The sequence below is a fragment of the Mesorhizobium sp. M0062 genome, assembly GCF_040323125.1.
Taxonomy (GTDB): domain Bacteria; phylum Pseudomonadota; class Alphaproteobacteria; order Rhizobiales; family Rhizobiaceae; genus Mesorhizobium.
Genome location: NZ_JAMYUO010000031.1, coordinates 35,468 through 58,041 on the forward strand (window position 1 = coordinate 35,468; position 22,574 = coordinate 58,041).

Annotated in this window: 25 protein-coding genes; 15 read left to right on the forward strand and 10 right to left on the reverse strand. The window is 63.1% G+C overall.

Features of this window, described 5'->3' with window-relative positions; genetic code table 11:
* Positions 1–38 precede the first annotated feature (38 nt).
* The gene (locus tag NKJ64_RS26775) at positions 39–206 is read right to left on the reverse strand and encodes a hypothetical protein (RefSeq protein WP_023671737.1); all 168 of its coding nucleotides are present in this window, start codon (positions 204–206) and stop codon (positions 39–41) included.
* A gap of 286 nt (positions 207–492) precedes the next feature.
* Here NKJ64_RS26775 and NKJ64_RS26780 point away from each other — a divergent pair, with 286 nt between their 5' ends.
* Both NKJ64_RS26780 and NKJ64_RS26785 read left to right on the forward strand, forming a co-directional pair.
* Positions 493–1,413, forward strand: coding sequence for an SMP-30/gluconolactonase/LRE family protein (locus NKJ64_RS26780; RefSeq protein WP_352463601.1), 921 nt, complete (start codon positions 493–495; stop codon positions 1,411–1,413).
* 163 nt (positions 1,414–1,576) lie between these two features.
* Positions 1,577–1,783, forward strand: a complete 207-nt coding sequence (locus tag NKJ64_RS26785; RefSeq protein WP_023683852.1) for a tautomerase family protein — start codon at positions 1,577–1,579, stop codon at positions 1,781–1,783.
* Positions 1,784–1,866: 83 nt separating this feature from the next.
* On the opposite strand, the gene NKJ64_RS26790 is transcribed toward NKJ64_RS26785, so the two are convergent.
* From NKJ64_RS26790 to NKJ64_RS26825, 8 genes are all read right to left on the reverse strand, one after another.
* Positions 1,867–2,415 (reverse strand): NADPH-dependent FMN reductase, encoded by a 549-nt coding sequence (locus tag NKJ64_RS26790; RefSeq protein ID WP_023683853.1) that lies wholly within the window; start codon positions 2,413–2,415, stop codon positions 1,867–1,869.
* A 57-nt stretch (positions 2,416–2,472) separates the two neighbouring features.
* A complete protein-coding gene (locus tag NKJ64_RS26795) occupies positions 2,473–3,093 on the reverse strand; it encodes a pyridoxamine 5'-phosphate oxidase family protein (RefSeq protein WP_023831872.1) in 621 nt (206 codons plus the stop codon).
* A gap of 67 nt (positions 3,094–3,160) precedes the next feature.
* A complete protein-coding gene (locus NKJ64_RS26800; protein ID WP_023687683.1) occupies positions 3,161–3,832 on the reverse strand; it encodes a septation protein A in 672 nt (223 codons plus the stop codon).
* Between the two features lie 61 nt (positions 3,833–3,893).
* Entirely contained in the window at positions 3,894–5,879 is a 1,986-nt protein-coding gene (ftsY, locus tag NKJ64_RS26805; protein WP_352463602.1) for a signal recognition particle-docking protein FtsY, read from the reverse strand.
* 12 nt (positions 5,880–5,891) lie between these two features.
* Complete coding sequence (mtaB, locus tag NKJ64_RS26810; RefSeq protein WP_352463603.1) at positions 5,892–7,211, reverse strand: tRNA (N(6)-L-threonylcarbamoyladenosine(37)-C(2))-methylthiotransferase MtaB; 1,320 nt, start codon at positions 7,209–7,211, stop codon at positions 5,892–5,894.
* Entirely contained in the window at positions 7,211–8,095 is an 885-nt protein-coding gene (gene dapF, locus NKJ64_RS26815; protein ID WP_352463604.1) for a diaminopimelate epimerase, read from the reverse strand. Before dapF ends, mtaB begins: the two co-directional genes overlap by 1 nt.
* Positions 8,096–8,168: 73 nt before the next feature.
* Positions 8,169–8,330 (reverse strand): DUF1328 family protein, encoded by a 162-nt coding sequence (locus NKJ64_RS26820; protein ID WP_023671746.1) that lies wholly within the window; start codon positions 8,328–8,330, stop codon positions 8,169–8,171.
* Between the two features lie 98 nt (positions 8,331–8,428).
* Positions 8,429–8,995 (reverse strand): hypothetical protein, encoded by a 567-nt coding sequence (locus NKJ64_RS26825; RefSeq protein WP_023732882.1) that lies wholly within the window; start codon positions 8,993–8,995, stop codon positions 8,429–8,431.
* A gap of 433 nt (positions 8,996–9,428) precedes the next feature.
* Between NKJ64_RS26825 and NKJ64_RS26830 the strand changes: the two genes are divergently transcribed.
* Both NKJ64_RS26830 and zapE read left to right on the forward strand, forming a co-directional pair.
* Positions 9,429–9,968 (forward strand): AprI/Inh family metalloprotease inhibitor, encoded by a 540-nt coding sequence (locus NKJ64_RS26830; protein ID WP_352463605.1) that lies wholly within the window; start codon positions 9,429–9,431, stop codon positions 9,966–9,968.
* Positions 9,969–10,152: 184 nt separating this feature from the next.
* The gene (gene zapE / locus NKJ64_RS26835; protein ID WP_352463606.1) at positions 10,153–11,337 is read left to right on the forward strand and encodes a cell division protein ZapE; all 1,185 of its coding nucleotides are present in this window, start codon (positions 10,153–10,155) and stop codon (positions 11,335–11,337) included.
* A 269-nt stretch (positions 11,338–11,606) separates the two neighbouring features.
* On the opposite strand, the gene NKJ64_RS26840 is transcribed toward zapE, so the two are convergent.
* Positions 11,607–11,975 carry a GNAT family N-acetyltransferase gene (locus NKJ64_RS26840; RefSeq protein WP_245264522.1) on the reverse strand — a complete coding sequence of 123 codons (369 nt, stop codon included), beginning with the start codon at positions 11,973–11,975 and terminating at the stop codon, positions 11,607–11,609.
* Positions 11,976–12,208: 233 nt separating this feature from the next.
* Here NKJ64_RS26840 and mdh point away from each other — a divergent pair, with 233 nt between their 5' ends.
* From mdh to NKJ64_RS26890, 11 genes are all read left to right on the forward strand, one after another.
* A complete protein-coding gene (gene mdh, locus NKJ64_RS26845) occupies positions 12,209–13,177 on the forward strand; it encodes a malate dehydrogenase (RefSeq protein WP_023670541.1) in 969 nt (322 codons plus the stop codon).
* A 33-nt stretch (positions 13,178–13,210) separates the two neighbouring features.
* Positions 13,211–14,404 (forward strand): ADP-forming succinate--CoA ligase subunit beta, encoded by a 1,194-nt coding sequence (sucC, locus tag NKJ64_RS26850; RefSeq protein WP_023706741.1) that lies wholly within the window; start codon positions 13,211–13,213, stop codon positions 14,402–14,404.
* Between the two features lie 6 nt (positions 14,405–14,410).
* Positions 14,411–14,782 (forward strand): cupin domain-containing protein, encoded by a 372-nt coding sequence (locus NKJ64_RS26855; protein ID WP_023706740.1) that lies wholly within the window; start codon positions 14,411–14,413, stop codon positions 14,780–14,782.
* Between the two features lie 2 nt (positions 14,783–14,784).
* Complete coding sequence (locus NKJ64_RS26860) at positions 14,785–15,276, forward strand: DUF1579 family protein (RefSeq protein ID WP_023687694.1); 492 nt, start codon at positions 14,785–14,787, stop codon at positions 15,274–15,276.
* Between the two features lie 12 nt (positions 15,277–15,288).
* A complete protein-coding gene (sucD, locus tag NKJ64_RS26865) occupies positions 15,289–16,191 on the forward strand; it encodes a succinate--CoA ligase subunit alpha (protein WP_352463607.1) in 903 nt (300 codons plus the stop codon).
* Positions 16,192–16,323: 132 nt separating this feature from the next.
* Positions 16,324–19,311 carry a 2-oxoglutarate dehydrogenase E1 component gene (locus NKJ64_RS26870; protein WP_031197134.1) on the forward strand — a complete coding sequence of 996 codons (2,988 nt, stop codon included), beginning with the start codon at positions 16,324–16,326 and terminating at the stop codon, positions 19,309–19,311.
* 105 nt (positions 19,312–19,416) lie between these two features.
* A complete protein-coding gene (gene odhB, locus NKJ64_RS26875; protein ID WP_023670535.1) occupies positions 19,417–20,709 on the forward strand; it encodes a 2-oxoglutarate dehydrogenase complex dihydrolipoyllysine-residue succinyltransferase in 1,293 nt (430 codons plus the stop codon).
* 16 nt (positions 20,710–20,725) lie between these two features.
* Complete coding sequence (locus NKJ64_RS26880; RefSeq protein ID WP_050485860.1) at positions 20,726–21,463, forward strand: DUF4241 domain-containing protein; 738 nt, start codon at positions 20,726–20,728, stop codon at positions 21,461–21,463.
* Positions 21,460–21,600: a hypothetical protein gene (locus tag NKJ64_RS30560; RefSeq protein ID WP_502902344.1), complete on the forward strand. Its 141-nt coding sequence runs from the start codon at positions 21,460–21,462 to the stop codon at positions 21,598–21,600. The genes NKJ64_RS26880 and NKJ64_RS30560 overlap by 4 nt, the downstream gene beginning before the upstream one ends.
* Positions 21,590–21,814, forward strand: a complete 225-nt coding sequence (locus NKJ64_RS30565) for a hypothetical protein (RefSeq protein ID WP_023826882.1) — start codon at positions 21,590–21,592, stop codon at positions 21,812–21,814. Before NKJ64_RS30560 ends, NKJ64_RS30565 begins: the two co-directional genes overlap by 11 nt.
* The gene (locus NKJ64_RS26890; RefSeq protein WP_023826883.1) at positions 21,811–22,566 is read left to right on the forward strand and encodes an SDR family oxidoreductase; all 756 of its coding nucleotides are present in this window, start codon (positions 21,811–21,813) and stop codon (positions 22,564–22,566) included. The genes NKJ64_RS30565 and NKJ64_RS26890 overlap by 4 nt, the downstream gene beginning before the upstream one ends.
* Positions 22,567–22,574 lie beyond the last annotated feature (8 nt).

Sequence of the window (22,574 nt, forward strand, 5' to 3'; positions counted from 1 at the left end):
CGGGTGAGGGGGCGGTGCCCCGCTGAGGTCTGAAATGCTCAGCCGTAGATCTGCCTGTGGACCTGGTAGAGCATTTCCGAGCGGTCGGCGCGCAGGTCGGCCAGATCGCGGCTCGTCAGGTTTTCGATTTCCGCGACGAGGCGGTTATAGTGGCGGCGCTTGGCCATCGAGGTGCGCGCGCGGGAGAAGAGGTTGTCAAAAGCCATAGCAAGGGTCCTTTCGTGCCGCATATCAGCGGTGAATTTGTTCCTCCCTTGGTCGTTCGCACCATGACATAGGAATGGTGCGATGCAAAAAGAAGATGTTGCAATGCACCATTGCACAGGGCGCATAGCGGGTTAATACAGCGCTCCAGCACCATAAACGGCCGGACAGGCTGGCGGGCCATGCCGGCCGGGCACCTTTTGTCTTACAAATTGCGCCTGCGCCACCTTGCCATCGCGCCCGCAGGCTGGCTTGATCCGCGCGTCACGTGATGCCCGGAGGAAATGCATGGCGACCGCAGACTATTACGAAATTCTGGATTCGCGTTTCGCGCGGCTGTTCAACGGCAACGCCCAGGTGGAAAAGCTGTTTACCGGATGTCAGTGGGCGGAAGGGCCGGCCTGGTTCGCCGCCGGCCGCTATGTCGTCTGGTCCGACATCCCCAACAACCGCATGCTGCGCTATGACGAGACCGACGGCAATGTCAGCGTCTTCCGTCAGCCCTCCGGCAATTCCAACGGCAACACCGTCGACCGCCAGGGCCGACTGGTGACGTGCGAGCATTCCGGCCGCCGCGTCAGCCGCACCGAGCATGACGGTTCCGTCACCACCATCGCGGCCGAATGGAAAGGCAAGCGGCTGAATTCGCCCAATGACGCGGTCGTGAAATCCGACGGCTCGATCTGGTTCACCGATCCGAGCTACGGCATCGACACCGACTATGAGGGCGACAAGGCCGAAAGCGAGATCGGCGCTTGCAATGTCTACCGGGTCGATCCGGATACGGGCGAGGTCGAGGCCGTCATCACCGACATGGTCCGGCCGAACGGGCTTGCCTTTTCACTGGATGAAAGCCAGCTCTATGTCGTCGACACCGGCCGCACCCATGGCGCGCAGAACCCCGCGCATATGCGGGTCTTCAACGTCGGCAAGCACGGCAAGAAGGTCTCGGGCGGGAAGGTGTTCGCTGACTGCACGGCCGGTCTATTCGACGGCTTCCGGCTCGACGAGGCCGGCCGCATCTGGACCAGTGCCGCCGACGGCATCCATTGCTACGATCCCGACGGCACGCTGATCGGCAAGGTCAAGGTGCCGGAAGTGACCGCCAATTGCGTGTTCGGCGGCAACAAGCTGAACTGCCTCTACATCGCCGGCACCACGTCGCTCTACATGGTGCGGCTGATGGTGAACGGGGCGAAGACGTATTGAGGCTGCTGGAAACGCTTCTCTGGCGGCCCTTGATGGCGTTTCTGCGCCTGCCGGCGGCGCCTGTAGCGCTGCGGCCGCGGAACCACCGCCAAGCGGTTCGCCGGAGCGGATTTCGAAGCCGCCCAGCGGCGGCGGTATCAGACACAATTCAAGGGGAGGCGTCATGCCATTCGTCAACATCCGCATCGTCAAGGAAGTGATCGCCGCTGATCCCGCTGGCAAGAAGGCCGACATTGCCAAAAAGGTCACGGCGGCGATCATGGACGCCACCGGGCTTAGCAATGACGACGTCTGGGTGGTGTTCGAAGAGGTCAACGCGCGCGACTGGTATGTCGGTGTGACCGATGTCGAGACGTTGCGGAAGGGGTAGCACAGCGGCACGTTGGGGTGCGCCGCACCCTTTCGTTCGTCATCCTAGGGTCTGCGCCGCGTCGCTTCGCTCCTTGCTCCGCCCTAGGATGACGAGGCAACGTTTGCGCGTATAAAACTCGCGAAAACCTGCACCGCTTCGCGCATGGCCCGCAGGTTCTCGTCCTCTCCCAGGATCGCTTCTATCTCCGGCGGTTTCTTGCCGAGCAAGGCAATCTCCAGAACCGCATTCTCACAAAGCGCGAACGACATCGTCCGCATGATCTCCGCAAGCGCTGCGCGGGCGTAGAGCGAGCGCGCGGAGGCGTGGGCCAGCATGGCGGGCTTGCCGACTGCGGCGTCGCGCGAGACCAGCCAGTCGAGCGCGTTTTTCATGCCGCCGGGCACGCCATGGGCATATTCGGGGCAGGAGACGATGATGCCGTCGGCGCTGGTGACGGCCTCGATCAGCCGCATGGCCTCGGCCGGTGTGCGCTCGCCTTCGTCATCCGGGTTGAAGATCGGCAGCAGGCCGAGCCCGTCATAGACAGTTACGCGGCAATCCGAAGGCGCGTTCGCGGACAGCGCCGCCAGCAGCGCCGAATTGGTCGAGGCGGCGCGCAGGCTGCCGGAGATGGCGAGGAGTTCGATCACGGGGAAACAGGGCTAGGGAAACCGGCAAGGACCGCAATGGCGAATCGTACCCGAAATCTACCACAGGGTCTTGCTGTAGGCTTCGTCCAGCGAGCGGTCGAAATCGTCGGCAGTTTCGGCATGCGCCATCTGATCGGACAGGATCTGACCGAGCGTCGGCAATGTCGCGCGGTCGTGCCAGCTGTCCGGCTTCCACAATTCGGAGCGCATGAAGGCCTTGGCGCAGTGCATGTAAGCGGCCTTGACGCTCACCACGACGACGCTTTGCGGTTGCTTGCCGTCGACGGTGAGGCGCTCGCGCAAACCGGCATCGACGGTTATGCGGGCGTCGCCATTGATGCGCAGCGTCTCGTTCATGCCGGGGATGAGAAAAAGCAGCCCGACCGAAGGGTTGAGCAGGATGTTTTCCAGCGTGTCCAGCCGGTTGTTGCCGGGCCGGTCGGGAATGGCGATGGTCGTGTCGTCTAGGACAAGGGCGAAGCCCGGCCTGTCGCCTTTCGGCGTCACGTCGGAATTTCCGGCGCCGTCGGAAGAACCAATCAGCACGAAGGGGCTCTTGCCGATGAAGGAGCGGCAGTGGCCGTCGAGCGCCCGGAGTTCCTTGCGCATTGAGGCGTCGGTCGGCCGCGGGGTCTTGTAGATCGTCCTCAGTTCGTCGCGCGTGGTGACGAATTCCATGGCCGTCTCCGTTTATTCGGACGCAATTCCGGACGGAAAACCGCTTCACACTTTTCCTGGAATTGCTCTACTTGCCGGCTTCTTCCACCTTCTCGGCCTTATCCTCGATCGAATGGTGCAGGATCAGCGGCATCTGGCTGAAGGTGAACAACAGGGTGATCGGCATGATGCCCCAGACCTTGAAGGTAACCCAGAAGTCGGTGGAAAAATTCCGCCACACCACTTCATTGGCAAGAGCCAGGAACAGGAAGAACAGGCCCCAGCGGAAAGTCAGCTTGCGCCAGCCTTCGGCATCGAGGCGAAAGGCCGAATCGAAGACATAGCCGAGCAGCGATCGGCCGAAATACAGACCGCCGAGCAGCACGCCGCCGAACAGGGTGTTGACGATGGTCGGCTTCATTTTGATGAACACGTCGTCCTGCAGATAGAGCGTCAGCGCGCCGAAGATGAAGACGACGACGCCCGAGACCATCGGCATGATCGGCAAGGTGCGCAGCAGCAGCCAGGAGGCGATCAGCGCGATCGCGGTCGCCGCCATGAACAGGCCGGTGGCGACGAAGATCGGCCCGCCGAATTCGGCCAGGACAGGAAATTTCTGCACCAGCCAGGCGCCGCGTGCATTGGCGAAGAAGAACACCATCAGCGGCCCGAGTTCCAGCACCAGCTTGAGCAGCGGATTGACGCTTTCTTTCTTCTTTCGCGGGTCGGACGGGTCGCGTTCGAGGATGGGAGGGTTCATGACTTCCTTCTGACGCATGATCTTGTCCAAAAAAGCCTGCAGCTCTTCGGGATCGTGCTTTTTACGCTACGCCCGCGATCGCCCTGGCGAATTCGCTGGCTGAGAAAGGTTCGAGGTCGTCGACCTGTTCGCCGACGCCGATGAAGTAGACCGGCAGTTTGTGCTTTGCCGCGATCGCGACCAGAATACCGCCGCGCGCCGTGCCGTCCAGCTTGGTCATCACCAGGCCGTTGACGCCGGCGACATTGCGGAAGATCTCGACCTGATTGAGCGCATTCTGGCCGGTGGTGGCGTCGACCGTCTGCAGCACGGTATGCGGCGCTTCCGGATCGAGCTTGCCCAGCACGCGCACGATCTTTTCCAGCTCCGCCATCAGTTCGGTCTTGTTTTGCAGCCGGCCGGCGGTGTCGATGATCAGTACGTCGGAGCCGGCCTCCTTGGCGCGTTCGAAAGCGTCGTAGGCGAGGCCGGCGGCATCCGCGCCGATCTTCGAGGCGATGACCGGAGACTTCGTCCTCTCGCCCCAGATCTTCAGCTGCTCGATGGCTGCAGCGCGAAAGGTATCGCCGGCGGCCAGCATCACCGACAGGCCACCATCGGTCAGTTTGGCGGCGAGCTTGCCGATGGTCGTGGTCTTGCCGGTGCCGTTGACGCCGACCACCAGAATGACATGCGGCTTGTGCGAGAGGTCGAGCTCCAGCGGCATGGCGACATGGGCTAGCACCTTCTCCACCTCGGCCGCCATGATGGTGCGGACATCCCCGTCGGAGACATCCTTGCCATAGCGGCTGGCGGCGAGCGCATCGGTGACGCGCAAGGCTGTTTCCATGCCGAGATCGGCGCGGATCAGCACGTCTTCGAGGTCCTGTAGCGTCTCTTCGTCGAGCTTTCGCTTGGTGAAGACGCCGGCAATGTTGCCGGTGAGTTCTTTCGAGGAGCGGGCAAGCCCGTCGCGCATGCGCTGGAACCAGGAGCGTCGCGGCGCCGGTTCGGGCGCCTTTTGCGGCTCGGCTTTCTGCTCGACCTTTTTGGTGACGGTGACTTTGCCGGGAGCTGGTTTTGACTGTGGCGAAGGTTGCGGGGCCGGCGCGGGCGCTAGCTCGGCAACGATGGTCTTGGCTTCGACCGGCGCGGGTACAGCTTCAACCGACGTGCGCTTTACCTCCCCCTTGATGGGGGAGGTCCCAAGCGAAGCTTGGGGGTGGGGATGATTTGCGCTGGCGTCGGCGCCATCACCCCACCCCGCCGCTTCGCGTCGACCCTCCCCATCGAGGGGAGGGTGGGGCGCCTCGTCCTTCTCCCCGTGGCTATACGGGGAGAAGGTGCCGGCAGGCGGATGAGGGGCGGCGCTGACCTCTGAGGTAGGCTGTGCGGGAGGCGCGGACGATTGCGGCACTTCGATCGGGGCGGCCGGTTCTGCTGGAGTCTCGGCAGGCGTCGGCACTTCGACGGGAGCGGGCTCCAGCTGCGGTTCCGGACGCGATGGTTCGATCTCCGGCTCGGCCGGCACCGGCGGCACTTCTTGGGGCTGCGGCTCGGGAGCCGGCTCCGGAACGGCTGGCGGCGCAGGAACTTCTTCCGGTGCAGGCGGCTCGGGTGTCTCCGGCTCAGGCTGCGGTTCTTCTACCGGCGCGGGCTCCGGCAACGGTTCCGGCTCGGATGGGACGACCGGTTCCGGCGCGGGCGGGATGGTCGGCGCGGGTTCGGGCTTCGGTTCTTCTGGCGCCGACTGCGGCGCAGGCTTTACCTCCCCCTCGATGGGGGAGGTCCCACGGGCCGGGGGGGGGGGGGGGGGAGGCGCGCCGGCGTCGGCGCTCTCACCCCTCCCCGCCACTTCGTGGCGACCCTCCCCATCGAGGGGAGGGTGGGGCGTCGGCGGCTCGGGCTTCTCGCGCTTCAAGAACGCCGGACCGACCTGCTCGGCCGCCGGCTTCAGCGCCTCAAGCGCATCCCATTTGATCGGCGGCAGGGGAGCGGTTTCGTCGATGCGCTCCTCGACGACTTCCTTCTTGCCGAACGAAAATATGTTCTTGAAAAAACCGGCCATGCTTCAATCGTCTCAGGCGGCGCGGGCAGTGAGGGGCGAGGCTATCAGGTGCGCCCCATCATGGCCGGTGATGTCTGCCTCGACGATCTCGCCCGGCGCGCCTGTGCCGAGCGCGGCAAGCGTGAACCCTTCGGTGCGGCCGAGGCCGTCGCGCTCGATAAGGATCGTTTGGCGCGTTCCGGGAAGCGACGACAGATGGCGGCGATACGCAGTCTCACCAGCGGCGCGCAGCTGGGCCGCGCGCTGCTTGGCCAGTTCGCGGCGGACCTGCGGCATGCGCGCGGCGGGCGTGCCTTCGCGCGGCGAAAACGGGAAGACATGCAGGTGCGTCAGCCCACATTCCTCGACGATCTTTATCGAATTCTGAAACATTTCCTCGGTCTCGGTCGGGAAGCCGGCGATGATGTCGGCGCCGAAGACGATTGCCGGGCGCAATTTGCGCACATCTTCGCAGAAGCGGATCGACTGGTCGCGCAAATGCCTGCGCTTCATGCGCTTCAGGATCATGTCGTCACCTGATTGCAGCGACAGATGCAGATGCGGCATCAGCCTGGGTTCGGTGGCGATGGCGTCGAGCAGATCATCATCCGCCTCGATCGAATCGATGGAGGACAGCCGCAGCCGCTTCACATCAGGCACCTGCTTCAGGATGGTCTTCACCAGCTTTCCCAGCTTCGGCGCGCCCGGCAGGTCGGCGCCGAAAGAGGTCATGTCGACGCCGGTCAGCACGATCTCGGCATAGCCGTTGCCGGCGAGACGCTTGACCTGCTCGACAACCGCGCCCATCGGCACCGAGCGCGAATTGCCGCGGCCGTAGGGGATGATGCAGAAGGTGCAGCGGTGGTCGCAGCCATTCTGCACCTGCACGAAAGCGCGCGCCCGGCCCTCGATGGCGTCCACCATATGACCGGCGGTCTCGCGCACCGAGAAAATGTCGTTGACGCGCGCCTTCTCGGTGTCGTTGACGCCGAAATCCGGCAGCGCGCGGTAGGAGTTGGCCTTCAGCTTCTCTTCGTTGCCAAGCACGAGGTCGACCTCGTCCATGGCGGCAAAATTCTGCGGTTCGGTTTGCGCGGCGCAGCCGGTGACGATGATGCGCGCCGCCGGATTTTCGCGGCGGGCCTTTCTGATCGACTGCTTGGCCTGGCGCACCGCTTCGGCGGTGACGGCGCAGGTGTTGAAGATGATGGCGCCGCCTTTGAGCGCGCCGAGGCCGGCACTTTCGGCCTCGCGCCGCATCACCTCGGATTCATAGGTGTTGAGACGGCAGCCGAAGGTGACGACGTCTATGCCTTGGGAGTTGAGGCCCTTGGTATCGGCAAGTGCAGACATCAGGCCGCGCTTTCGGTGTCGCGGGCCCAGCTGCCGGTCGACGGATCGAAACTGCCGGAAAATTCCCATTCGGCGGCGCCGGTCAGGATGACGTGGTCGTCGTCGCGCCATTCCACATGCAGCGAGCCGCCGCCGGGCGTCATCAGCGTAACGCTGCGGCCGGTGCGCCGGGTGCGGGCAGCGGCGACGACGGAAGCGCAAGCGGCCGAGCCGCAGGCCTTAGTCAGGCCGGCGCCGCGCTCCCAGGTGCGGATGATCATCGTCTCCGGCGACGTTACCTGGGCGATGGTGATGTTGGCGCGCTCGGGGAAGATCGGATGGTTTTCGAGCAGCGGGCCGAAACGCTCGAGTTCGTAGGACCAGACATCGTTGTCGACCCAGAAGATGGCGTGCGGGTTGCCCATCGAGAGAGCCGAAGGCGAATGCAGCACCGGCGCGTCGATGGGGCCGATCTGCAACTCGATCATGCGGGTGTCGCGGAATTCCTCGGCCAGCGGAATGTCCTGCCAGCCAAAGCGCGGCGTGCCCATGTCGACCGAGATGGTGCCGTCGGCATGTTCGACGGCGTTGAGGATGCCGGCGCGGGTCTCGAAGGTGAAAGTCTTCTGGCCGGTTTCGGCAGCCAGCGCCTGGACGACACAGCGCATGCCGTTGCCGCAGGCCTGCGCGCCCGAGCCGTCGGAATTCAAGATGTCGATGTAAAAGGCGGTGCCCGGCGTGCGCGAATCGTGGATCGCCATGATCTGGTCGAACCTGGTCGCCGCATCGGCGTTCAGCGAGACAGCCGACGCCGCCGTGACCCTATCGGCACGGCCACGCATGTCGGCGACGATGATTTCGTTGCCGATGCCGTTCATCTTGGCGAAGGGGGCAGTGCCTGCCATGATCTGAGGTAATTCCTGTACGTTTCGCCGCTATATGGCGGAAACGGGCGGGAATTACCAGTGTGGGCTGCGTCTAGGTTACCGCGAAAACGCCGAGTACGATCAGCAGGAAGATGACGAGAACGATGCCGATCAGCAGGCGCGCGCCGGTGGCGGCGGCACCGGCCAGCGCCGGCATGCCGAGCAGGCTGGCGGCGGCAGCAACGATCAGAAGAATGATGATCCATTTGATCATGGACAATGCCTCGCAAATTGACTGGCCTGCAGCCGGCTTAAGAACGCATCTGCGGCGCTCTGGTTCCGTTGCCGCGAGGCTCTTTCCGACTGGGCGCGCTATTCGGCAATCTCGAAGTCGGTCGTGAAAGGCGCCGTCTTTGGCGAGTTCTCGTCGTGCATGAGGAAATCCGCGCGGTATTTGCCGGGGGGAACGCCATCCAGGGAGACGTTTAATTTGAAGAACATCTCTCGGTTATGCGAGCGCGAGGCGAGCTGGACCCGACCAAGCTTTTCGACGGTTCCCAGCTTCTCGCCCGACTGGGAAAGCACGGTAAGGTCAACGTAAAGCGCGATCTGGTTGTTGCCGAGCCCATCCGAGCCGTAGCCGTAACCGACCGGCTCCATATAAAGCACAATCTCTTCGCCCGGCTTGTAGACATGGTTCGGGCGCTCGGCGTAGGCGCCGAACCCGCTGGCCGACAGGATATGCTTCACATTTTGCACGCCAAGCGGCATCGCTTGCCACAGAGCGTCCTCGGCGCTGCGGAATTTGTCCAGCGCGCCGGCGCCATCACCCGCCTGCAGTGCCTTTTCGGCTTCAGCGGCGCGATCGGTGATTTCACCCGCGAAAGCGGCCGGCGTCGAAATTACCAGCGCGATCAAAACTGCCAAGATTGATTTCATCTGTTCCCCCTATTGCGATAGACCATCGGCTAAAATGGCAGTGCCGTAAACGGCCAAATGCAGACTCCAGCCGCGCTCGATCTCGGGAACGTCCCAAACCTCGCCCGGACGCAAGGCGCGAAACCGCTCACGCGCCAGGCCTTGCGCCTCAAGCGCTTCAATCAGTTTTGCGCCGGCAGTTGCGCTCGACCGCCGATGCGCCGACCTGCTGCGGGCTCCGGTGCCGCTTTCGCAACCAATGTACCGGTTGGAACCGCGCTAGAGCGAAGACATGCCTTTTGTCCGCCAGCCATTTTGCGACAAATTTACAACAATTCGTGGTGCAAACCCTATTTTAACCATATCGGGTTGAAATTTCGCCACCTTCTCCATCTTGGTGAGGGGTGAGATTGTGCGGACGGCTTCCCCCCAGCCGGATCCGACGGAGGTTTGAATGATTTTTTCGAGAAGCGGGCTGATGGCCGTATCGCTGGCAGCGCTCGTTGCGAGCGGCTGTTCGACCTCGCGTTTTTCATCGATGGATGACCAGCAGCCCGCCCCGCTGCAGCCCGCGCCCGCCGGCACGGTGAGCGGAAGCCAACTGCCGCCCCCGGCAGCGCCGGGCACCACCGACCCATCGCAATTCCCGACCGCGCCGGCAGGCGCGCAGGTCGCCTCGCTGCCGCCGGACGGATCGGCGCCGGCCGGAGCCTCCGACCTTACCGCTGCGAGCGTTGCCGGCGTCTGGAACGCCAGCGTGTCCGGACAGAGCTGCAAGGTGGCGACGCCGCAGACCAAATTCGGCGCCGGCTTCCGCGCCGGGCCGCTGCATTGCCCGCCGCCCATCGACGGCATCAAATCGTGGAACGTCGCCGGCAAGCAGCTGACGCTCTATGACGAGAGTGGCGGCACGCTGGCGCGGCTCTATTCCTCGGGCGGTTCGAAATTCGACGGCCAGACTACCAACGGCTTGCCGATATCGCTTACAAGGTAGGCAGGGTATGCTGATATTCAGGTGAGGCCGGCCTGCGAACGGCGGCTTCCTGCGCTTCAGGTGCGTACTTAAGTACGCTCCGCTCCGGTTCTCAGGAGCCACCATTCTCGGCTCGGCCTGACCTGAACCTCAACACACCCTGATCTTTCCTGGAGCAATCCGCTCAAAGTAAGCGACGTGACCGATGCATCTGCGTGACGGCCTCCAGACCCATGCGACCGTCAGGCAGCGCTACGACCATCTGGTCGCAACCGGCGCCATCGAGCGCGATCCTGCGCAGGAGCGCATCGCCGCCGCGCTCGACCGGCTGACCGACGAGATCTCGGTCAAGCGGCTGGCGCACAAGTCGAGCGCGCTCGGCTGGCTGTTTGCCCGCAAGCGCGAGACGCGCGAGGTCGTCAAGGGCCTCTACATTCATGGCGGCGTCGGTCGCGGCAAGACCATGCTGATGGATATGTTCTTCGAGCTGTTGCCGGTCAGGCGCAAGCGCCGCGTTCATTTCAACGACTTCATGGCCGATGTGCAGGACCGCATCCAGAAGCACCGGCAGGCGCGCAAGAACGGCGACGTCAAGGAGGACGACCCGATCCCGCCGGTCGCGCTTCAGCTTGCCGAACAGGCCTGGGTGCTGTGCTTCGATGAGTTTTCGGTCACCGACATTGCCGATGCGATGGTCCTGTCGCGGCTGTTTTCGGCGCTGTTCGCCAATGGCGTGGTTCTGGTCGCCACCTCGAATGTCGCGCCGCAGGACCTTTATCGCGACGGGCTGAACCGCCAGCTCTTCCTGCCCTTCATCAGCATTCTCGAGCGCCACGCCCATGTGCTGACGCTTGATGCCGACAAGGACTACAGGCTGGAAAAGCTCGCCCGCACGCCGGTTTATGTCACCCCGGCGGATGCCGAAGCCGACCGTGTGCTCGACGAGGCCTGGCAGGCGATGACGCGTGGAGCGCTGACGGCCGAGACCTCGCTGACGCTCAAGGGGCGGCAAGTGAGGATACCGGCTGCCGCCGGGGATGCAGCGCGGTTTTCCTTCGCCGACCTCTGCGAAAAGCCGCTCGGCGCACGCGATTTCCTGGCCATTGCCGGCCGCTTCTCGACCGTCTTCATCGATCACGTGCCGGTGCTGGGCGAAGGCAAGCGCAACGAGGCCAAGCGCTTCATCCTCCTGATAGACACGCTCTACGATCATCACACGCGGCTGGTGGTAAGCGCCGATGCCTCGCCCCCTGAGCTCTATACGGCCAGGCGCGGCAACGAGGTGTTCGAATTCGAGCGCACGGCCTCGCGGCTGATCGAAATGCAGAGCCGGGATTGGCTGGAGGACTGGGCGGAACGGCAAAAGGCGAAGGCGGAAGTGCAGGTCTGAGGGTTCGAAGAGGTCATTATGTAGTGATCCTTCGCGCCCCCCTCTGTCCTGCCGGACATCTCCCCCACACGGGGGGAGATTGGCGGTTTCGGCGCTCCGCTCATTCCTGCGGCCATTGGAGATTGGCGAAAGGTCGCGTGACGTCCGATCTCCCCCCTCGTGGGGGAGATGCCTGGCAAGGCAGAGGGGGGCGCTGTCCCGCCGACGCCTAAAGGTCATACGCATACATTACAAACGCCTCCGCCTGCCCATGCTCCTCCCTGCGTTTTTCATAAAGCCCGCGCGATGGAACATTGTCCGGCTCGGTTCCAACACAGGCTTCGCCGCAACCTTTGCTCGCGGCCGAGCGCGAACATCGCGTCGAGCATTTTTCGCGCGATGCCTTGGCGCTGGTAGGCGGGTGAGACGCCGACTTCGTCGATGTAGAGTCCGTTGACCTTGTCGGGATGGCGGTGGATGATTGTGGGGCATTGGTCGACGACGCCGTCGGCCAATGCCACGATCATGAGATGACCTGATGATGAGGCGAGGTAGGCAGCAAGCCTGTCTGCCCGGACCGGCTCGTCGAACACGTCCTCGGCGATGCGCTTCACAAGGGCGTCATCGCCTGGATATAGTCTTCTGATTTCCACGCTCATTGTGTAAAATCTCCCAAGCTGGCCTACAAACTTTGACGTTTACGTAAATCCCAATGTTTCTAACCGATTGAAATCATTCACTCGAAAATAATCGATTGAATATATTTTCCACCGGGGCTACTGGATGCGGCGAAATCTCGCTGAGACCATAGCATTCCGGCCTCTTCCTCGACGCCGTCAACAGATCGCCAGGGATTTGGGCGTCGTCACAGACAAAGGGAAAATTTCCTCACATGGCACGCAACAAGATAGCGCTCATCGGCTCCGGCATGATCGGCGGCACGCTCGCTCACATGATCGGCCTCAAGGACCTCGGCGACGTGGTGCTGTTCGATATTGCCGAGGGCATCCCGCAAGGCAAGGGGCTCGATATCGCGCAGTCGTCGCCGGTCGACGGTTTTGATTCCCGGCTGACCGGCGTCAATGATTATGCCGGCATCGAGGGCGCCGACGTTTGCATCGTCACCGCGGGCGTGCCGCGCAAGCCAGGCATGAGCCGCGACGATCTGCTGGGCATCAACCTCAAGGTCATGGAACAGGTCGGCGCCGGGCTGAAGAAATATGCACCCAAGGCCTTCGTCATCTGCATCACCAACCCGCTCGACGCCATGGTCTGGGCGCTCCAGAAGTTTTCCGGCCTGCCCAAGACCCATGTCGTCGGCATGGCCGGCGTGCTCGACAGCGCGCGCTTCCGCTATTTCCTAGCCGAGGAATTCAAGGTCTCGGTCGAGGACGTTACCGCCTTCGTGCTCGGCGGCCACGGCGATTCCATGGTGCCGATGATCCGCTATTCCACGGTGTCGGGCATTCCGCTGCCGGACCTCATCAAGATGGGCTGGACCTCGAAGGAAAAGCTCGACCAGATCGTCCAGCGCACCCGTGACGGCGGCGCCGAGATCGTTGGCCTCTTGAAGACCGGCTCGGCCTTCTACGCGCCAGCCGCCTCGGCGATCTCGATGGCCGAATCCTACCTCAAGGACAAGAAGCGCGTGCTGCCTTGCGCGGCGCATCTCTCGGGCCAGTATGGGGTCAAGGGCACCTATGTCGGCGTTCCCGTTGTGATCGGCGCCGGCGGCGTCGAGCGCATCATCGAGATCGACCTCAACAAGGCCGAGCAGAAGATGTTCGACGCCTCGGTGGCGACGGTGCAGGGCCTGACCGAGGCCTGCGTCAAGATCGCCCCGCACCTCGCCTCGAAGTGATCCCCCCAAGCAGCCGATCCGGAGACCATCCAGATGAACATCCATGAATATCAGGGCAAGGCGCTGCTGAAGAGCTTTGGCGCGCCGGTGGCCGAGGGCGTGCCGGTGTTCAAGGCAAGCGAGGCGGAAGCCGCGGCACAAGCGCTGCCCGGTCCGCTCTATGTGGTGAAGAGCCAGATCCATGCCGGCGGCCGCGGCAAGGGCAAGTTCAAGGAACTGTCGCCCGACGCCAAGGGGGGCGTGCGGCTGGCGAAGTCGGTGGCCGACGTCGTCGCCAACGCCAATGAGATGCTCGGCCACACGCTGGTCACCAAGCAGACCGGCCCGGCCGGCAAGCAGGTCAACCGCCTTTATATCGAGGACGGCGCCGACATCGATCGCGAGCTTTATCTGTCGATCCTGGTCGACCGCTCGGTCGGCCGCATCGCTTTCGTCGTCTCGACCGAGGGCGGCATGGACATTGAAGGCGTCGCCCACGACACGCCGGAAAAGATCATCACCCGCGCCATCGACCCGCTGGCCGGCGTGACGACCATCGACGTCGACATATTGGTGGAAGCGCTGGGCCTCACCGGCGATGCCGCCAAGGATGCCGGCACGCTGTTCCCGATCCTCTACAAGGCCTTTGTCGAGAAGGACATGAGCCTGCTCGAGGTCAACCCGCTGATCGTGATGAAAAACGGCCGCCTGCGCGTGCTGGACGCCAAGGTGTCGTTCGACAACAACGCGCTGTTTCGCCACCCCGAACTGATGGAATTGCGCGACACCACCGAAGAGGACGAGAAGGAGATCGAGGCGTCGAAATACGACCTCGCCTATGTCGCGCTCGACGGCAATATCGGCTGCATGGTCAACGGCGCCGGCCTTGCCATGGCGACGATGGACATCATCAAGCTCTACGGCGCCGAACCCGCCAACTTCCTCGATGTCGGCGGTGGCGCGTCGAAGGAGAAGGTGACGGCGGCGTTCAAGATCATCACCCGGGATCCGGCGGTCAAAGGCATTTTGATCAACATCTTCGGCGGCATCATGAAGTGCGACATCATCGCCGAGGGCGTGATTGCCGCGGTCAAGGAAGTCGGCCTGGAAGTGCCGTTGGTGGTGCGCCTCGAAGGCACAAACGCCGAACTCGGCAAGAAGATCATCAACGACAGCGGCCTCAACGTCGTGTCGGCCGACGATCTCGACGACGCAGCCAAGAAGATCGTGGCGGCGGTGAAGGGCTGAAGGCGAATGCCTCCGCGCAAGATAAACCTGGTCGAGGCGGCGGATCGAACGATCACCAAGGTCTTCGATCCGCATATCGCCGGCGACGTCAATGACAGCCAGGCGAAGGTCGCCAAGTTCGGCGAGACCTTCGACTGGCACGCGCATGAGCATGAGGACGAAGCCTTCCTCGTCCTGCGGGGCAAGATCGCCATCGATTTCCGTGACGGTCCGGTCGAACTCGGCGAGGGTGATTTCATCGTCGTGCCGAAGGGCGTCGAGCATCGGCCGCGGTCGCTGACCGCCGAGCCGGTGGTGCTGATGTTCGAGCCGGCAACGACGCTCAACACCGGCAACGCCAAGAGCGACCTCACCGTCTCCGACCTGAAGCGGCTCTGACCATGAACGCCTTCTCCTCGCTCTCGGCCGATCACCAACGCCTGCAGGCGCTGGTCGGCGCGTGGCGCGGCGAGGAAGAGGTGGCGGAAACACAATGGGCCGATGGTGGACCGGCGACGTCGGAAGTGCTGGCGGAGCCACAGTTCGGCGGCCTGTTCGTGGTGCAGCGCTATCGCCAGCGCCGCGACGGCACGGTCTCGTTCGGCTCGCACAGCGTGTTCGGCTTCGACCAGCCAAACAGGCTCTTCACGATGCACCAGTTCGATTCCATGGGTTTTATGCCGGCCTTGCCGGCCACAGGTGCATGGAACGGCGCAGAACTGATTCTGGAGCGGTCATCGCCGCGCGGCTCAGCGCGCGTGACGTATATTTTCGACACTCCCGATGCCTACCGGATGCGACTGCATTTCAAACCTGCCGGCAGCGACAGCTGGCAAGACATGGTGAGCGGCGTCTACCGGCGCGTTTCGCCTTCCTCGATCAACGGTTTTTAGAAAAGGGCTCCGATGTCCATTCTCATCGACAAGAACACCAAGGTGCTGGTTCAGGGCCTGACCGGCAAGACCGGCACGTTCCACACCGAGCAGGCCTTGGCCTATCACGGCACCAGGATGGTCGGCGGCATCCATCCCAAGAAGGGTGGCGAGACCTGGACCGGCGCCAAGGGCGAAAACCTGCCGATCTTCGGTTCCGTTGCCGAGGGCAAGGAAAAGACCGGCGCCAATGCCTCGGTGGTCTATGTGCCGCCGGCGGGCGCCGCCGAAGCCATCCTCGAAGCCATCGAAGCCGAGATCCCGCTGATCGTCTGCATCACCGAAGGCATTCCGGTGATGGACATGGTTAGGGTCAAGGCGCGGCTCGACCGCTCGACCTCGCGGCTGATCGGCCCGAACTGCCCCGGCGTGCTCACCCCCGACGAATGCAAGATCGGTATCATGCCCGGCAACATCTTCCGCAAGGGCTCGGTCGGCGTTGTTTCGCGCTCGGGAACGCTTACCTATGAGGCAGTGTTCCAGACCACCAATGTCGGCCTCGGCCAGACCACCGCCGTCGGTATCGGCGGCGACCCCGTAAAAGGCACCGAGTTCATCGACATGCTCGAAATGTTCCTTGCCGACGACGAGACCAAGTCGATCATCATGATCGGCGAGATCGGCGGTTCGGCCGAGGAAGACGCCGCGCAGTTCCTCAAGGACGAGGCCAAGCGCGGCCGCAGGAAACCGATGGCCGGCTTCATCGCCGGGCGCACTGCGCCGGCCGGTCGCACCATGGGCCATGCGGGCGCGGTCATCTCCGGCGGCAAGGGCGGCGCGGAAGACAAGATCGCGGCGATGGAATCGGCCGGCATCAAGGTATCGCCATCGCCGGCGCGTCTGGGCACGACCCTGGTCGAGGCGATCAAAGGCTAAGTGAGTAGCGAGTAGTGAATAGCGAATAGGGAAAAGAGAGTAACGGCGCGACCCGGAAAAAATCCCTACTCGCTATTCGCTACTCACTATTCGCTTTTGAAAAGGAGACGGAGCCAGGCTCCGCAGACAAAAATGGCAAGACAAGATCAGGCCAACGACCAATTTTCGCTCACCTCTTTCCTGTATGGCGGCAATGCCGACTATATCGACGCGTTGTATGCCTCCTATGAGGATGATCCAGAGTCAGTAAACCCCGAATGGCAGGATTTCTTCGCCGGGCTGAAGGACGACGCCGGCGATGTGCGCAAGAACGCCAAGGGCGCTTCCTGGGCAAAGCCGTCCTGGCCGCTGCAGGCCAATGGCGAACTGGTGTCGGCGCTGGACGGCAATTGGGGCATCGTCGAGAAGCATCTGGAAAAGAAGGTCAAGGACAAGGCGGTCACCAATGGCGTCGTGCTATCGGATGCCGACGTGCATCAGGCGACGCGCGATTCGGTGCGCGCCATCATGATGATCCGCGCCTTCCGCATGCGCGGCCATCTGCACGCCAATCTCGACCCGCTCGGCATCGCCAAGCCGCTTGAGGACTATAACGAGCTGTCGCCGGAAAATTACGGTTTTACCGCAGCCGACTACGACCGGCCGATCTTCCTCGACAATGTGCTCGGCCTCGAATTCGGCACCATCCGGCAGATGCTGGAGATCCTGACCCGCACCTATTGCTCGACGCTAGGTGTCGAGTTCATGCACATTTCCGATCCCGAGGAGAAGGCCTGGATCCAGGCGCGCATCGAGGGTGCCGACAAGGAGATTTCCTTCACCGCTACGGGAAAAAAAGCGATCCTGCAGAAGCTGGTCGAGGCCGAAGGCTTCGAGCAGTTCATCGATGTCAAGTACAAGGGTACCAAGCGCTTCGGCCTCGATGGTAGCGAAGGCCTGATCCCGGCGCTGGAGCAGATCATCAAGCGCGGCGGCCAGCTCGGCATGAAGGAGATCGTGCTCGGCATGGCGCATCGCGGCCGGCTGAACGTGCTGTCCCAGGTGATGGCCAAGCCGCACCGCGCCATCTTCCACGAGTTCAAGGGCGGCTCGGCCGCTCCTGACGAGGTCGAGGGCTCGGGCGACGTCAAGTACCATCTCGGCGCCTCGTCGGACCGCGAATTCGACGGCAACAAGGTGCATCTGTCGCTGACCGCCAATCCCTCGCATCTGGAAATCGTCGATCCGGTTGTGATGGGCAAGGCGCGCGCCAAGCAGGACTATCTGTTCGGCCGCAGCCGCGAGGAGATCGTGCCGCTGGAAGAGCGCGCCAAGGTGCTGCCGCTGCTTCTGCATGGCGATGCCGCCTTTGCCGGCCAAGGTGTGATTGCCGAAATCCTCGGCCTGTCGGGGTTGCGCGGCCACCGCGTCGCCGGCACTCTGCATTTCATCATCAACAACCAGATCGGCTTCACCACCAATCCGCGCTTCTCGCGCTCGTCGCCCTATCCGTCCGACGTCGCCAAGATGATCGAGGCGCCGATCTTCCACGTCAATGGCGACGACCCGGAAGCGGTGGTGCATGCCACCAAGGTGGCGATCGAATTTCGCATGAAGTTCCACAAGCCGGTGGTGGTGGACATGTTCTGCTATCGCCGCTTCGGCCACAATGAGGGCGACGAGCCAGCCTTCACCCAGCCGATCATGTACGCCAACATCCGCAACCACAAGACGACGGTGCAGATCTATGGCGAGCGGCTGATCGCCGAGGGCCACATCAGCCAGGCCGAACTCGACAAGATGAAGGCCGACTGGCGCGCCCATCTGGAATCCGAATGGGAAGTCGGCCAGCACTACAAGCCTAACAAGGCCGACTGGCTGGACGGTGCCTGGTCCGGCCTGCGCACCGCCGACAACCAGGACGAACAGCGCCGCGGGAAAACCGCGGTGCCGGTCAAGGTGCTGAAGGACATCGGCAAGAAACTGACCGAGGTGCCGAAGGGTTTCGAGGCGCACAAGACCATCATCCGCTTCCTCGAAAACCGCCGCCAGGCGATCGACTCCGGCGAAGGCATCGACTGGTCGACGGCCGAGGCGCTGGCCTTCGGCGCCATCCTGCTCGACGGCAATCCGATCCGGCTCTCCGGCCAGGATTCAGAACGGGGCACCTTCTCGCAGCGCCATTCCGTGCTCTACGACCAGAAGGACGAGACCCGCTACATCCCGCTCAACAATCTGTCGGCGGCACAGGCCGGCTACGAAGTCATCAACTCGATGCTGTCGGAAGAGGCGGTGCTTGGCTTCGAATATGGCTACAGCCTGGCCGAGCCGAAGGCGCTGACGCTCTGGGAAGCGCAGTTCGGCGATTTCGCCAACGGCGCCCAGGTGGTGTTCGACCAGTTCATCTCGTCGGGCGAGCGCAAGTGGCTCAGAATGTCAGGCCTGGTATGCCTGCTGCCGCATGGCTATGAAGGCCAGGGTCCGGAGCATTCTTCGGCCCGGCTCGAGCGCTTTCTGCAGCTTTGCGCCGAAGACAATATGCAAGTCGCCAACTGCACCACGCCGGCCAACTACTTCCACATATTGCGCCGGCAGCTGAAGCGCGACTTCCGCAAGCCGCTGATCCTGATGACGCCGAAATCGCTGCTGCGCCACAAGCGGGCAGTGTCGACGCTGCCGGAGATTTCGGGCGAAAGCTCGTTCCACCGGCTTTTGTGGGACGATGCCCAGCTGCTGCAGAACCAGACGATCAAGCTCACCAAGGATTCCAAGATCCGCCGCGTCGTGCTGTGCTCGGGCAAGGTCTATTACGACCTGTACGAGGAACGCGAGAAGCGCGGCATCAACGACATCTATCTCTTGCGCGTCGAACAGCTCTATCCGTTCCCGGCCAAGGCGCTGATCACCGAACTGTCGCGTTTCCGTAATGCCGAGATGGTGTGGTGCCAGGAAGAGCCCAAGAACATGGGCGCCTGGTCGTTCATCGATCCGTATCTGGAATGGGTGCTGGCGCATATCGACGCCAAGCATCAGCGGGTGCGCTACACCGGACGTCCTGCGGCGGCATCTCCGGCGACCGGGTTGATGTCGAAGCATTTGGCGCAGCTCGCCGCCCTGCTCGAAGACGCGCTTGGCGAATAGAGCAATTCCAGGAAAAGTGTGAGCGGTTTTCCGTCCGGAATTGCGTAAAACATAAAGACAGAACTCGGCACACAGAACAGACAGAGAAGAAACGGAACAGGCACAATGGCTACCGAAATCCGCGTTCCCACTCTCGGCGAATCCGTCACCGAGGCGACCATCGGCAAGTGGTTCAAGAAGGTCGGCGATGCCATTGCCGTCGACGAGCCGCTGGTCGAGCTCGAAACCGACAAGGTGACGGTGGAGGTGCCTGCTGCCGCCGCCGGCACGCTGGGCGAGATCACCGCCAAGGAAGGCGAGACCGTTGGCGTCGGCGCGTTGCTGGGTTCGATCTCGGCAGGCGTCGCCACGGCCGCCCCGGCGTCCAAGCAGGAGACCAAGCCGCAAGCGGTGTCGCAGGCTTCGAGCCCGGACGCAGCGCACACGACCAGGCAGGCTGCGGCTGAGACCGCCAAGATAGCCGGCGACGCCGGGCCGGTCGAGCCGCGCACCATGCCGCCGGCGCCAGCTGCCGCGAAGCTGATCGCCGAGAACAATCTGTCGGTCGACCAGGTTTCCGGGTCGGGCAAGCGCGGCCAGGTGCTGAAGGGCGATGTGCTCGACGCGATTTCCAAGGGCGCGCCGTCGCAGCCGGCCGAAATTCCGAAGGCCGCACCGGCTCCGGTCGCTGTGCGTGCGCCGTCTTCGGGCGACGATGCGTCGCGCGAGGAGCGCGTGCGCATGACCAAGCTGCGCCAGACCATTGCGCGCCGGCTGAAGGAAGCGCAGTCGACCGCCGCCATGCTGACCACCTTCAACGAGGTCGACATGTCGGCGGTGATGGCGCTCAGGACCAAGTACAAGGACATCTTCGAGAAGAAGCATGGCGTGAAGCTCGGCTTCATGGGCTTCTTCACCAAGGCGGTTACGCACGCATTGAAGGAAATCCCCTCGGTCAATGCCGAGATCGACGGCACCGACATCATCTTCAAGAACTATGCCCATATCGGCGTTGCCGTCGGCACCGAAAAGGGTCTCGTCGTGCCAGTGGTGCGCAATGCCGACCAAATGTCGATTGCCGAGATCGAGAAGGATATCGGCCGGCTGGGCATCGCCGCGCGTGACGGCAAGCTCTCGGTCGCCGACATGCAAGGCGGCACGTTCACGATCTCCAACGGCGGCGTCTACGGCTCGCTGATGTCGACGCCGATCCTCAATGCGCCGCAGTCCGGGATTTTGGGCATGCACAAGATCCAGGACCGGCCGGTCGTGGTCGGCGGCCAGATCGTGATCCGGCCGATGATGTACCTGGCGCTGAGCTACGATCACCGTATCGTCGACGGCAAGGAAGCCGTGACCTTCCTGGTCCGCGTCAAGGATAGCCTGGAGGATCCCGAACGGCTGGTGCTTGATTTGTGATCGGAGCTGATCCGTCATGAGCGGCTGGCTGGCGCGGTTTGGGTTCAAGCTCGGTCGAGTAGCGGGTAGCGTATTGAGGCGTTCCCGGCCGGCGGCTTCCGCCGCCATCTCTCCGCCGGCCACATCGACTGAATGGGATTCGGCGCCGGCGAGCAGCAATCTCGGTGTCTTCGCTCTCAGCGAAGCCGAAATGGCGGAGCGGAAGATCATCGTCACCGCGATCGGTGAGCTTGAGCTACCGACCGGCGAAATCATCGCTTGCGATCCACTGATTACCGGGCTGGAACGGCCTGTGTTTAGCCGTAAGGTCAGGCCGGGATGCTATCCAGTCACGTTGCTTGAGGCGCAAGGCCGTGTTGCTGCAGCGGTATTGCGGTTTGGCACTGGCTTGCCGGTGCGGTGGGAGTTGGCTGCCTTCGTCCGCGACGTCGGCACATCGTCCTGGAAGTCTGGATTTATTGTCGATGATAATGTTGCTTCGTTCATGGACAAGTCGGTTCTGACGCTGATGTCCGAGCAGGAGGAACTCGACAGCTATCTTGCTGACGTTGCATGCTCGTTCGACAAGTTCCGCATGGATAATCCGGTTGATGGAAATCCGCTTAATATAGCCATGTTCGACACTGGCTTCGGTGATGGGAACTATTATTCCTTCTGGGGACTAGATGCGGCCGGCGAGCCGCTGGTCTTGATGACCGATTTCGAGGTGCTCGAAAACGCCGACGGCCGCGAGAGCAGCCCGAGCAATTCATGACAAACATCGCTTCGCCAATGATCGGATTTATGGCCGGGCTGGCTGTTCTCGCAGCGGGTTACGAGGCGCATGCCGCCTGCCCGCTGGCGCTTGCTGTCTATGGCGATGCCGAAAGCGAGGCCGGCATTGACCGGTGACGAGCTTGCCGGCTGCACGGTGTGGCAGGGTGTCGTCTACAGCGCCGACGACAAGGGCAACATCGCGCTCCTGGCGGCGGAAGGCACGGACGCGCCGCAGAGCCTGATCTTCCCCGATCTGGGTCCATCGTTGCAGATGTCGTCCGCCTTTGGCTCCATCGGTTTTTCGAAACTGCCGTGGGATGTGTTTTTGCTGAAAGGTTGCCAGGAATGAGCGCGGCGAAGAAAGTTCTTCTGGTCACCGGCGGCGGCCGCGGCATTGGTGCGGCCACTTGCCGGCTTGCGGCGAAGGCCGGCTACCGCGTCGCGGTCAACTATGCCGCAAACGAGGCCGCGGCCCAGGCGCTGGTCGCCGAGATCGAGGCCGGTGGCGGTGAAGCGATAGCGGTCAAGGGCGATGTCGGCGTCGAGGCTGACATCGTCGCCGTGTTCGAAGCCGTCGATAGCGCCTATGGCCGGCTCGACGCCCTGGTCAACAATGCCGGAATCGTCGACGTCAAGGCGCGTGTCGACGAGATGAGCCTGGCGCGGCTGGAGCGCATGATGCGCATCAATGTCATCGGCTCGTTTCTGTGCGCCCGCGAAGCGGTGCGGCGCATGTCGAGCAAGCATGGCGGCCAGGGCGGCGCCATCGTCAACATCTCGTCGGCTGCGTCGCTACACGGCTCGCCAGGCGAATATGTCGACTATGCCGCGTCCAAGGCGGCGATCGACACCTTCACGCTCGGACTGGCGCGCGAAGTCGCGACCGAAGGCGTGCGGGTCAATGCGATACGGCCGGGCATCATCGACACCGAGATCCACGCTTCGGGCGGCCAGCCGGACCGGGTCGAGCGGTTCCGCGACATGCTGCCGATGAAACGAGCCGGCACGGCGGATGAAGTCGCGCATGCCGTTCTCTATCTTTTGTCGGATGAAGCGTCCTACACGACGGGCGCAATCCTGAATGTAAGCGGCGGCCGCTGAGCCCCAAG

Excerpts from the sequence above, each read along its gene's own strand:
- mdh (WP_023670541.1), top strand. The coding sequence starts at position 12,209 with ATGGCACGCAACAAGATAGCGCTCATCGGCTCCGGCATGATCGGCGGC.
- mtaB (WP_352463603.1), bottom strand. The coding sequence starts at position 7,211 with ATGTCTGCACTTGCCGATACCAAGGGCCTCAACTCCCAAGGCATAGAC.
- NKJ64_RS26775 (WP_023671737.1), bottom strand. The coding sequence starts at position 206 with ATGGCTTTTGACAACCTCTTCTCCCGCGCGCGCACCTCGATGGCCAAG.
- NKJ64_RS26800 (WP_023687683.1), bottom strand. The coding sequence starts at position 3,832 with ATGAACCCTCCCATCCTCGAACGCGACCCGTCCGACCCGCGAAAGAAG.
- NKJ64_RS26860 (WP_023687694.1), top strand. The coding sequence starts at position 14,785 with ATGAACGCCTTCTCCTCGCTCTCGGCCGATCACCAACGCCTGCAGGCG.
- NKJ64_RS26825 (WP_023732882.1), bottom strand. The coding sequence starts at position 8,995 with ATGAAATCAATCTTGGCAGTTTTGATCGCGCTGGTAATTTCGACGCCG.
- NKJ64_RS26830 (WP_352463605.1), top strand. The coding sequence starts at position 9,429 with ATGATTTTTTCGAGAAGCGGGCTGATGGCCGTATCGCTGGCAGCGCTC.
- sucD (WP_352463607.1), top strand. The coding sequence starts at position 15,289 with ATGTCCATTCTCATCGACAAGAACACCAAGGTGCTGGTTCAGGGCCTG.
- odhB (WP_023670535.1), top strand. The coding sequence starts at position 19,417 with ATGGCTACCGAAATCCGCGTTCCCACTCTCGGCGAATCCGTCACCGAG.
- zapE (WP_352463606.1), top strand. The coding sequence starts at position 10,153 with ATGCATCTGCGTGACGGCCTCCAGACCCATGCGACCGTCAGGCAGCGC.
- sucC (WP_023706741.1), top strand. The coding sequence starts at position 13,211 with ATGAACATCCATGAATATCAGGGCAAGGCGCTGCTGAAGAGCTTTGGC.
- NKJ64_RS26870 (WP_031197134.1), top strand. The coding sequence starts at position 16,324 with ATGGCAAGACAAGATCAGGCCAACGACCAATTTTCGCTCACCTCTTTC.
- NKJ64_RS30560 (WP_502902344.1), top strand. The coding sequence starts at position 21,460 with ATGACAAACATCGCTTCGCCAATGATCGGATTTATGGCCGGGCTGGCT.
- NKJ64_RS26840 (WP_245264522.1), bottom strand. The coding sequence starts at position 11,975 with ATGAGCGTGGAAATCAGAAGACTATATCCAGGCGATGACGCCCTTGTG.
- dapF (WP_352463604.1), bottom strand. The coding sequence starts at position 8,095 with ATGGCAGGCACTGCCCCCTTCGCCAAGATGAACGGCATCGGCAACGAA.
- NKJ64_RS26820 (WP_023671746.1), bottom strand. The coding sequence starts at position 8,330 with ATGATCAAATGGATCATCATTCTTCTGATCGTTGCTGCCGCCGCCAGC.
- NKJ64_RS26880 (WP_050485860.1), top strand. The coding sequence starts at position 20,726 with ATGAGCGGCTGGCTGGCGCGGTTTGGGTTCAAGCTCGGTCGAGTAGCG.
- NKJ64_RS26855 (WP_023706740.1), top strand. The coding sequence starts at position 14,411 with ATGCCTCCGCGCAAGATAAACCTGGTCGAGGCGGCGGATCGAACGATC.
- NKJ64_RS26780 (WP_352463601.1), top strand. The coding sequence starts at position 493 with ATGGCGACCGCAGACTATTACGAAATTCTGGATTCGCGTTTCGCGCGG.
- NKJ64_RS26785 (WP_023683852.1), top strand. The coding sequence starts at position 1,577 with ATGCCATTCGTCAACATCCGCATCGTCAAGGAAGTGATCGCCGCTGAT.
- NKJ64_RS26795 (WP_023831872.1), bottom strand. The coding sequence starts at position 3,093 with ATGGAATTCGTCACCACGCGCGACGAACTGAGGACGATCTACAAGACC.
- NKJ64_RS26890 (WP_023826883.1), top strand. The coding sequence starts at position 21,811 with ATGAGCGCGGCGAAGAAAGTTCTTCTGGTCACCGGCGGCGGCCGCGGC.
- ftsY (WP_352463602.1), bottom strand. The coding sequence starts at position 5,879 with ATGGCCGGTTTTTTCAAGAACATATTTTCGTTCGGCAAGAAGGAAGTC.